The sequence below is a fragment of the Brevundimonas sp. genome (assembly GCF_030656255.1).
GTDB lineage: Bacteria > Pseudomonadota > Alphaproteobacteria > Caulobacterales > Caulobacteraceae > Brevundimonas.
Genome location: NZ_JAUSOE010000024.1, coordinates 1 through 9,521, shown reverse-complemented (window position 1 = coordinate 9,521; position 9,521 = coordinate 1). Strand labels below are relative to the sequence as shown.

9 protein-coding genes are annotated in these 9,521 nt (G+C 65.3%); 8 read left to right on the top strand and 1 reads right to left on the bottom strand.

From position 1 onward, the window contains the following. The first annotated feature begins 225 nt into the window (after window positions 1-225). Both ettA and Q7J26_RS02150 read left to right on the top strand, forming a co-directional pair. On the top strand, window positions 226-1,893 hold the full coding sequence (gene ettA, locus Q7J26_RS02155) for an energy-dependent translational throttle protein EttA (RefSeq protein ID WP_304934872.1): 1,668 nt from the start codon (window positions 226-228) through the stop codon (window positions 1,891-1,893). A gap of 29 nt (window positions 1,894-1,922) precedes the next feature. After that, window positions 1,923-2,849, top strand: coding sequence for a 2-hydroxyacid dehydrogenase (locus Q7J26_RS02150; protein WP_304934871.1), 927 nt, complete (start codon window positions 1,923-1,925; stop codon window positions 2,847-2,849). Here the strand turns inward: Q7J26_RS02150 and Q7J26_RS02145 are convergent, their stop codons facing one another. Next, complete coding sequence (locus Q7J26_RS02145) at window positions 2,850-3,251, bottom strand: EF-hand domain-containing protein (RefSeq protein ID WP_304934870.1); 402 nt, start codon at window positions 3,249-3,251, stop codon at window positions 2,850-2,852. A gap of 117 nt (window positions 3,252-3,368) precedes the next feature. Between Q7J26_RS02145 and Q7J26_RS02140 the strand changes: the two genes are divergently transcribed. The 6 genes from Q7J26_RS02140 to Q7J26_RS02115 form a co-directional block, all read left to right on the top strand. Further along, on the top strand, window positions 3,369-4,343 hold the full coding sequence (locus Q7J26_RS02140; protein ID WP_304934869.1) for a metalloregulator ArsR/SmtB family transcription factor: 975 nt from the start codon (window positions 3,369-3,371) through the stop codon (window positions 4,341-4,343). After that, complete coding sequence (metF, locus tag Q7J26_RS02135; RefSeq protein ID WP_304934868.1) at window positions 4,343-5,299, top strand: methylenetetrahydrofolate reductase [NAD(P)H]; 957 nt, start codon at window positions 4,343-4,345, stop codon at window positions 5,297-5,299. The genes Q7J26_RS02140 and metF overlap by 1 nt, the downstream gene beginning before the upstream one ends. Further along, the gene (gene bla, locus Q7J26_RS02130; RefSeq protein ID WP_304934867.1) at window positions 5,296-6,159 is read left to right on the top strand and encodes a subclass B3 metallo-beta-lactamase; all 864 of its coding nucleotides are present in this window, start codon (window positions 5,296-5,298) and stop codon (window positions 6,157-6,159) included. Before metF ends, bla begins: the two co-directional genes overlap by 4 nt. Further along, window positions 6,156-7,238: a homocysteine S-methyltransferase family protein gene (locus tag Q7J26_RS02125; protein WP_304934866.1), complete on the top strand. Its 1,083-nt coding sequence runs from the start codon at window positions 6,156-6,158 to the stop codon at window positions 7,236-7,238. Before bla ends, Q7J26_RS02125 begins: the two co-directional genes overlap by 4 nt. Further along, a complete protein-coding gene (locus Q7J26_RS02120) occupies window positions 7,238-7,648 on the top strand; it encodes a hypothetical protein (protein WP_135195662.1) in 411 nt (136 codons plus the stop codon). Before Q7J26_RS02125 ends, Q7J26_RS02120 begins: the two co-directional genes overlap by 1 nt. Next, window positions 7,648-9,521: dihydropteroate synthase (locus Q7J26_RS02115; protein ID WP_304934865.1), on the top strand; the 1,874-nt coding region annotated here is incomplete at its 3' end. The genes Q7J26_RS02120 and Q7J26_RS02115, both read left to right, overlap by 1 nt.

Below are 9,521 nucleotides of genomic sequence, written 5' to 3'. Positions count from 1 at the left end.
GCGGGGCGTCAAACCTTCGTCGAAACGGTATTTCTAAATCAAAACTCCGGGCGAAGGCCCGGCGCCCCGCCCAGCCCTCCGCTTCCAAAGGGCTTCCAACTACGCCGCAAAAACGGCGGAGGCGCCGTCGTTGGCCGCTCGCCTTATTTGCTCTCTGGCGCCAGGATCGCTACATCCGCCCGAACCTCCCAATCCGACGAAACCCGAAGGGCGAAACCGCACCTCATGGCGCAGCAATATATTTTCCAGATGCAGGGTCTGACCAAGACCTTTCCCGGCGGCCGCAAGATCTTCGAGAACATCTGGCTCAGCTTCTACAACGACGCCAAGATCGGCGTCGTCGGGGTCAACGGCTCGGGTAAATCCACCCTGCTGAAGATCATGGCCGGCCTGGACAACGAGTTCACCGGCGAGGCCCGCGCCGCCGACGGCATCAAGCGCGGCTATCTGGAGCAGGAGCCTCAGCTGGACCCTGCCCTGAACGTTCGCGAAAACGTCGAGGCCTGGTGCGAAGAGAAACAGTGGGTCAACCGCTTCAACGCCGTGGCCGGCGAACTGGGCGAGAACTACACCGACGAGCTGATGGAGGAGATGACCGCCCTCCAGGAGAAGATCGACGCCGGCGACGTCTGGGACATCGACAGCCGCATCGAAATGGCCATGGGCGCCCTGCGCTGCCCGCCCGACGACTGGGAGGTCGCCAATCTGTCCGGCGGTGAAAAGCGCCGCGTGGCCCTGGCGCGGCTGCTGCTCAGCAAGCCGGACATGCTGCTGCTCGACGAACCGACCAACCACCTGGACGCCGAATCCGTCGCCTGGCTGCAGCACCACCTGGAAAACTTCCCCGGCTGCGTCATCCTGGTGACCCACGACCGCTACTTCCTGGACCTCGTCACCAAGTGGACGCTGGAGCTGGACCGCGGCAAGGGCCACCCGCACGAGGGCAACTATTCCTCGTGGCTGGAAGCCAAGACCAAACGCGTCATTCAGGAAAACTCGGAATCCGAAGCCCGCCAGCGCGCCCTCAGCCGCGAACTGGATTGGGTCCGCTCCGGCGCCAAGGCCCGTCAGGCCAAGTCCAAGGCCCGTCTGGCCGCCTACGAGCGGATGGTGGACGAGCAGGAATCGATGCGCGGCGCCCAGACCCACGCCCATATCCAGATCCCGCCCGGGCCGCGCCTGGGCAATGTCGTGCTCGAAGTCGAAGGCCTGGCCAAGACCTATGGCGACAAGACCCTGTTCGACAATCTGACCTTCAAACTCCCGCCCAACGGCATCGTCGGCGTCATCGGCCCCAACGGCGCCGGCAAGTCGACCATGTTCAAGCTGATCACCGGCCAGGAAACCCCCGACGGCGGCACGATCAAGGTCGGCGAGACCGTCAAACTGGCCTATGTCGATCAGTCGCGCGACGACCTGAAGCCGGACGAGACCATCTGGCAGGCCATCTCCGGCGGCACCGACGTGATGATGGTCGGCAAGCGCGAGATCAACACCCGCGCCTATGTCGGCAGCTTCAACTTCAAGGGCGGCGACCAGCAGAAGAAGGTCGGCCAGTTGTCGGGCGGTGAGCGCAACCGCGTCCACCTGGCCAAGACCCTGGCCTCGGGCGGCAATCTGATCCTGCTCGATGAACCGACCAACGACCTGGACATCGAAACCCTGCAGAACCTCGAAGAGGCCCTGGAAGAGTTCGCCGGCTGCGCCGTGGTCATCTCCCACGACCGCTGGTTCCTGGACCGTCTGGCCACCCACATCCTCGCCTTCGAAGGCGACGGCCACGTCGAATGGTTCGAGGGGAACTTCGAAGCCTACGAACAGGACAAGATGCGCCGCCTGGGCGCCGACAGCATCATCCCCAAGCGCATCCAGCACCAGAAGTTCGGGCGCTGATCGTCTGACCCCACCAGAGGAGCCGCTGCATGACCCAACGCCCCGCCGTTCTCATCATGCAGCGGCATCTCGCCCCGCTCTCGCCGATCCTCGAGAGCGCCTATGACGTCTATCGCTTCTGGGAAGGCCCGCCGATCGAGGCCGCCCACGACATCCGCGCCCTGGTCGTCGCTGGCGAGGCGCCGTTAGACAAGGCGCTGATCGAACGCCTGCCCAACCTCGGCCTGATCGCCTGTTTCACCTCCGGCTACGACGGGATCGACGTCGACTGGTGCCGAGACCGCGGCCTGCCTGTCACCCATGCCCCCGGCGTCAATCACGAGGACGTCGCCGACCACGCCCTGGGCCTGATCCTGGCCGCGCGTCGGCAGATCGTCTCGGGCGACCGCCAGGTCCGCACCGGCGGCTGGACTGCGGAGACCCGCACCATCACCCCCTCGATCGGCGGGCACAAACTGGGCGTCGTCGGTCTCGGCGCCATAGGCAAGACCGTCGCCGCCCGCGCCGAGGCCTTCCGCATGGACGTCAGCTGGTGGGGTCCTCGCCCGCACGACGCCGAATGGCCCCGCGCCGACAGTCTGCTGGCCCTGGCGAAGGCCAACGACATCCTCGTCGTCGCCTGCAAGGCCGATGAAACCAATCGCGGCCTGATCTCGCGCGAGGTGCTCGAGGCGCTGGGCCCCGACGGCCTGCTGGTCAATGTCTCACGCGGCCAGGTCATAGACGAAGACGCCCTGATCGCCGCGCTCAAGTCCGGCGCCCTGGGCCAGGCCGCGCTGGACGTCTTCCTGGACGAACCCACCGATCCGAGCCGCTGGTCGGACGTGCCCAATATCGTCCTCACGCCCCACACCGCCGGCGCGACGACCGCCGGGGTGCAGGGCATGCTGATGCTGCTGATGCAGAACCTTCAGGCGCATTTCGCGGGCGAGCCGCTCAAGACGCCCGTCGGCTGATCAGTCCGGGCGGCCAGGACGTTGCGGACGCTCGTCGGCGGTGATGACGCCGTCGCCGTTCTTGTCCATCACCTTGAACATGGCGTCGGCGCCGGCTTCCATCTCGGCCTTGGTGATGAGCCCGTTTCCGTCCATATCCGCGCGGCTGAGCATCCGACCGGCTGGCGAGGCGGCCAACTCCGAAGCGTTGATCGCGCCGTCATGATTGGCGTCGACGCGGTCGAACATTTCGACCATCCGCGCCTTCATGTCGGCCAGGGTTTCGCGCTCCGGCGGACGCATTCCGCCCATCGGCGGCGGGCCGGACATCTGTCCGCCCATCGGCGGCTCGGGAAAATCGCTCTGCGCCAGGGCCGGACCGGCGGCGACGAGGGCGAGGGTGGAGATCAGGAGACTGCGCATAGAACCACTCCAAAGGGATTGCGTGTGCTTTAACGGAGGACAGAGGGTTTCCCGTCGCGCCATGTACAAGGTGGTTTTTGCTTGCCAAATCATATAAGGATATCTTTATATGATCTCATGAGTCTAACCGCCGACCAGACTGTCGAAGCCCTGCGCGCCGCCGGCGAGCCGACCCGCCTGCGCATCCTGTCGCTGCTGGCGGGCGAGGAGCTCTCGGTCATGGAGATGTCGCGCATCCTGGACCAGAGCCAGCCGCGCGTCTCGCGCCATCTGAAACTGATGACCGACGCCGGCCTGATCGAACGATTCCCGGATGGTGCCCGGGTCTATTACCGCCTGTCGCACGACGCCCATGCCCGCCGGCTGATCGACACCGTTCTGGACATCCTGGCCGACGACGCCGGCGAGGCGGACCACCGTCGCCTGGACGAGGTTCGCAAGGATCGCGAACAGGCGGCCGAAAGCTATTTCGAACAGATCGCCCCCCAATGGGACCGTCTGCGCTCCCTCTATGTCAGCGAAGCCGCCGTCGAGGCCGCCCTGGAAAAGGCCGTCGGCCCCGGCCCGTTCAAGCGCGTCGTCGATCTGGGCACAGGATCCGGCCGGATGCTGACCCTGTTCGGCAAGAAGGCGAAGATGTCGGTCGGGCTGGATCTCAGCCAGAACATGCTCAACATAGCCCGCGCCAATGTCTCCAAGGCCGGGCTGAACAAGGTCGAACTGCGCCACGGCGACATCTTCGCCACCCGCCTGCCCGCCGCCAGCGCGGACTTGGTGATCGTCCATCAGGTGCTGCACTATCTGGCCGACCCCTTCGCGGCCGTCGCCGAGGCCGCACGCCTGGTCTGCCCCGGCGGCCGGCTGGTGATCGTCGATTTCGCCCCCCACGACTTCGAACATATGCGCGAGGCGCACCAGCATCGCCGCCTGGGCTTCGCCGACCACGAGATCAACGGCTGGCTGACCGACAGCGGTCTGACGCCCTCCGCGCCCATCGCCCTGCCGCCGGACAACGAGGGTCTGACCGTGACGATCTGGACGGCCGAACGTCGCGTTGCCACGCCCCTGGCTCAGGACAGAAAGACCGCCTGATGGCCCACCCTGCCCCCAATCTCGCTGAAGCCCGCGCCCTGCTGTTGTCGCCGCTGGGCCCGGTCGCCCGCGCCGGGTCGAACCATCATGACGTCCGCGTCTCGTTCGAATTCTTCCCGCCCAAGACCGACGAGGCCGAGGCCAATCTGTGGACCGCCATTCACCGGCTGGCGCCGCTGAACCCGGCCTTCGTCTCCGTGACCTACGGCGCTGGCGGCTCGACCCGCGAACGCACCCACCGCACCGTTCAGCGCATCATCGCCGAGACCGCCCTGCGTCCCGCCGCACACCTGACCTGCGTCGAGGCCAGCCGTGACGAGGTCGATGAGGTCATCGCCGGCTACAAGACCATCGGCGTCGATCACATCGTGGCCCTACGCGGCGATCCGCCCGGCGGCGGCGGCATCGGGGGCGTCTATCAACCCCGCGCCGACGGCTACGCCAACGCCACCGAACTGACCGCCGCCATCAGCCGCGTCGGCGGCTTCGACGTCACGGTCGGCGCCTATCCGGAAAAACACCCCGAAAGCCCCTCCATCGACCACGACATCGATGTGCTGAAGGCCAAGGTGGACGCCGGCGCCACCCGCGCCGTCAGCCAGTTCTTTTTCGACATCGACGCCTTCCTGCGCTTCCGCGACCGGGTGCGGGCGGCGGGCGTGACTATTCCGCTGATCCCCGGCGTCATGCCTGTGTCCAACTTCGCCGGCCTGACCCGGATGTGCGGCGCCTGTGGGACCAGCATACCCGATTGGCTGAAGTCCCATTTCGACGGGTTGGACGACGACCCGGAAACCCGACGCTTGCTCGCCGCCTCGGTCGCCGCCGAAACCTGCGCCCGTCTGCAGGAAGAGGGCTTCTCCGACTTCCATTTCTACACCCTGAACCGCGCCGATCTGGTCTATGCGATCTGCCGCGTGCTGGGCGTGCGTGAAACCAGGAGCGCCGTCGCATGAAGTTGCTTTCGGTCGCCGCCTTCGCCGTCGCTCTTGTTTACTCGCCGCTTTCCGCTACGGCCCAAAGCGCCGAGGAACGGATCGAATGGAACAGACCGGTCCAACCCTTCAATGTGGCCGGCAATGTGAACTATGTCGGCGTTGAAGGGGTCTCGGCCTACCTTATCACGACGCCGCAAGGCCATATCCTGATCGACGGCGGTCTGCCCGAAAGCGCGCCGCTGATCCTGGCGTCGATCCGTAAGCTCGGCTTCGATCCGGCTGACGTAAAATTGCTGTTGAATAGTCACGCCCATTTCGACCACGCTGGCGGCCTGGCCGCGCTGAAAGCCGCCACCGGCGCCCAAATCGTCGCCAGCGAGGGTGACAAGCCGGCATTGGAGAGTGGGCGCCATATCGGTCTGGCCAACTACGAAGGACGTTTTCCGGCCATCACCGTCGATCGCGTAGTCCGAGACGGCGATACGGTGGAGTTGGGCGGTACGGTCCTAACGGCGCGCGTCACGCCCGGTCACACCGCCGGATGCACAAGCTGGAGCGTGCCGGTCGAGCAGCAGGATAAGACCCTGACGGTCCTGTTCTTCTGCAGCGCCAGCGTTGCCGGGGCGACCTTGGTCGACAACACGGAATACCCCCAAATCGTGTCGGACTTCCGCTCGACATTCGACCGGTTGGACAGGATTCAGGTCGATATTCTGCTGGCGAACCATCCGGGCCTGGTGGATCTGTTTGAACGTCGCCGGCGACAGCAGGCTGGCGACGCCGCCGCATTCGTTGATCGGGGCGCCCTCCCCGCGCTCTCGCATGAACTGAGGGCCGCTTTCGAGTCGAACCTCGCACGTCAGGAAGCCAATCGATGACCCGCGCCGAACGCATCGCCGCCCTGCACCTGGCGGCCAAGGAACGGATCCTGGTCCTCGACGGAAGCTGGGGCGTGATGATTCAGCGTCGCGGCCTGTCCGAGGCCGACTTCCGCGCCGACCGGTTCGTCGCCGCCAACGGCTATGACGAGAAACAACAGATGAAGGGGAACAACGACATCCTCTGCATCACCCGGCCCGACATCATCTCGGACCTGCACGACCAGTATTACGCCGCCGGCGCCGACATCAGCGAGACCAACACCTTCTCCGGCACCACCATCGCCCAGGAGGACTACGCTCTCGACGCCCAGGCGGTGTGGGACATCAATCTGGAAGGCGCGAAACTGGCCCGCGCCGCCGCCGACCGCTGGACAGAGAAGGAGCCGCACAAGCCGCGCTTCGCCGCCGGCTCCATCGGCCCGCTGAACAAGATGCTGTCCATGTCGTCCGACGTGAACGACCCCGGCGCGCGGCTCGTGACCTTCGACCAAGTCTATGAGGCCTATCGTCATCAGGTGAAGGCGCTGAACGAAGGCGGCGTCGACCTCTATCTGATCGAGACCATCACCGACACGCTGAACTGCAAGGCCGCGATCAAGGCGATCAAGGACCTGGAAGACGAGGGCATGGACGCCCTGCCCATCTGGATCAGCGGCACCATCACCGACCGTTCGGGCCGCACCCTGTCGGGCCAGACGGCCGAGGCCTTCTGGAACAGCGTGCGCCACGCCAAACCCTTCGCCGTCGGCTTCAACTGCGCCCTGGGCGCCGACCTGATGCGGCCCTTCATCGCCGAACTGAGCCGCGTCGCCGACACCCTGGTCGCCGCCTATCCCAACGCCGGCCTGCCCAACGCCATGGGCCAGTACGACGAGGAGCCGCACGAGACCGCCCACTTCATCGAGGAATGGGCCGCATCCGGCCTGGTCAACATCGTCGGCGGCTGTTGCGGCACCACGCCGGATCACATCAAGCACGTCGCCGAAGAGGTCGCGCCGCTGAAGCCGCGCGCGATCCCGGAACGACCGGTGGCCCTGCGGCTATCGGGGCTGGAACCGTTCGAGATGGTGGCGTGATGACGCCGTGTATCGGCTATTTTTCCGATGAGTTAAGAGCATTAGCTCATGCCTCGGAAGGTGCCCTCACAATGGACGGAGATGCTGCGGGTGATTTCGAGGCGATCTTCTATCCCCCGACTGGCGCCTTAGAAGTCATTGTCAAAGCCCCGACCGTGAGCATCGCTTGGGAATATCTCTTTATAGAAGACGTCCCCGTGAGCGACCGTGAAGTAGCAGATCGTCTGCTCGCCATTTGTGATGGAATTCTAGCCGGCACCGCCAGTTCGCACAGAAGCGGCCTACCGATTTGCCGGCGCATCGAGACAGCCGTTTCACTGAAGACAAGAGGCCTGGATACGGTGTGGAGAGATCGCTCAACCGTATTCTTCGACTTCGGTCACGCGAACCAAGCAAGCAGAAAAGCCTGATGCGTCCCACCTTCATCAACGTCGGCGAACGAACCAACGTCACCGGGTCGGCCAAATTCCGCAAGCTGGTGGTCGAAGGCGACTATTCGGCCGCGCTCGACGTCGCTCGCCAACAGGTCGAGGCCGGCGCCCAGATCATCGACATCAACATGGACGAGGGCCTGCTGGACGGCGCCGTCGCCATGCGGACCTTCCTCAACCTGATCGCGGCGGAGCCGGACATCGCCCGTGTGCCGGTGATGATCGACAGCTCCAAATGGGAGGTGATCGAGGCGGGGCTGAAGTGCGTCCAGGGCAAGCCCATCGTCAACTCGATCAGCATGAAGGAGGGCGAACAGGCCTTCCGCGATCATGCGATCAAATGCCTGCGCTATGGCGCCGCCGTCGTCGTCATGGCCTTCGACGAAGTGGGCCAGGCCGACACCGCCGCCCGCAAGATCGAGATCTGCACCCGCGCCTACAACATCTTAGTCAACGAGGTCGGCTTCCCGCCCGAGGACATCATCTTCGACCCCAATATCTTCGCCGTGGCGACGGGGATCGAGGAGCACGACAACTACGCCGTCGACTTCATCGAAGCGGTGAAGATCATCAAAGCCACCCTGCCCTACGCCCGGATCAGCGGCGGGGTGTCCAACGTCTCGTTCAGCTTCCGCGGCAATGAGCCGGTGCGCCGGGCGATCCACAGCGTCTTCCTGTACCACGCCATCCAGGCGGGCATGGACATGGGCATCGTCAACGCCGGCGACCTGCCGGTCTATGACGACATCGACCCGACCCTGCGCGAGGCGGTAGAGGACGTGATCCTGAACCGCCCGCAGCGGACCAATGTCTCCAACACCGAGCGGCTGGTCGACATCGCGCCCAACTACAAGGGCGACAAGGGCGTCGCTCGCGTCGTCGATCTGAAATGGCGCGACCAGCCTGTCGCCGCCCGTATCGCCCACGCCCTGGTCAACGGCATCACCGAATATATCGACGCCGACACGGAAGAAGCCCGCCTGTCGTTCGACCGTCCCCTGCACGTCATCGAAGGTCCGCTGATGGACGGGATGAACGTGGTCGGGGACCTGTTCGGCTCGGGCAAGATGTTCCTGCCCCAGGTGGTGAAATCCGCCCGGGTGATGAAACAGGCCGTCGCCTGGCTGGAGCCCTTCATGGAGGCCGAAAAGGCCGGCAAGCCGCGCGAACAGGCCGGCCGCATCCTGATGGCGACGGTCAAGGGCGACGTCCACGACATCGGCAAGAACATCGTCGGCGTCGTGCTGCAGTGTAACAACTACGAGGTCATCGACCTGGGCGTCATGGTCCCGGCCGACCGCATCCTCGACGCCGCCATCGAGCACAAGGTCGACATCGTCGGCCTGTCGGGCCTGATCACGCCGTCGCTGGACGAAATGGTGTTCGTGGCGCGCGAAATGGAGCGGCGCGGGTTCGACATCCCGCTGCTGATCGGCGGCGCCACCACCAGCCGGACGCATACGGCGGTGAAGATCGACCCCGGCTATCACAGCGGCTCGACCACCTATGTCATCGACGCCAGCCGCGCCGTCGGCGTGGTCTCGGGCCTGTTGTCGAAGACCGAACGGGCCAAGAACGAGGCCGTTACGCGCGACGAATACGTCCGTATCCGCGAGCAATATGCGCGCGGTCAGGAGGTCAAGGCCCGCGCCGCCCTGCCCGCCGCGCGCCAGAACCGGTTCCGGCCCGCTCCGGCCACGCCCCTGCCCTGCGCCCCGTCCGTCCTCGGGGTGCGCGCCTTCGACAGCTGGGATCTGGGCGATCTCGCCGACCACATCGACTGGACGCCCTTATTCGCCAGCTGGGAGCTGATCGGCCGCTATCCGCTGATCCTGGACGACGAGATCGTCGG

Coding starts and splice junctions, on each gene's coding strand:
- ettA (WP_304934872.1), top strand. CDS start 226: ATGGCGCAGCAATATATTTTCCAGATGCAGGGTCTGACCAAGACCTTT.
- Q7J26_RS02150 (WP_304934871.1), top strand. CDS start 1,923: ATGACCCAACGCCCCGCCGTTCTCATCATGCAGCGGCATCTCGCCCCG.
- Q7J26_RS02145 (WP_304934870.1), bottom strand. CDS start 3,251: ATGCGCAGTCTCCTGATCTCCACCCTCGCCCTCGTCGCCGCCGGTCCG.
- Q7J26_RS02140 (WP_304934869.1), top strand. CDS start 3,369: ATGAGTCTAACCGCCGACCAGACTGTCGAAGCCCTGCGCGCCGCCGGC.
- metF (WP_304934868.1), top strand. CDS start 4,343: ATGGCCCACCCTGCCCCCAATCTCGCTGAAGCCCGCGCCCTGCTGTTG.
- bla (WP_304934867.1), top strand. CDS start 5,296: ATGAAGTTGCTTTCGGTCGCCGCCTTCGCCGTCGCTCTTGTTTACTCG.
- Q7J26_RS02125 (WP_304934866.1), top strand. CDS start 6,156: ATGACCCGCGCCGAACGCATCGCCGCCCTGCACCTGGCGGCCAAGGAA.
- Q7J26_RS02120 (WP_135195662.1), top strand. CDS start 7,238: ATGACGCCGTGTATCGGCTATTTTTCCGATGAGTTAAGAGCATTAGCT.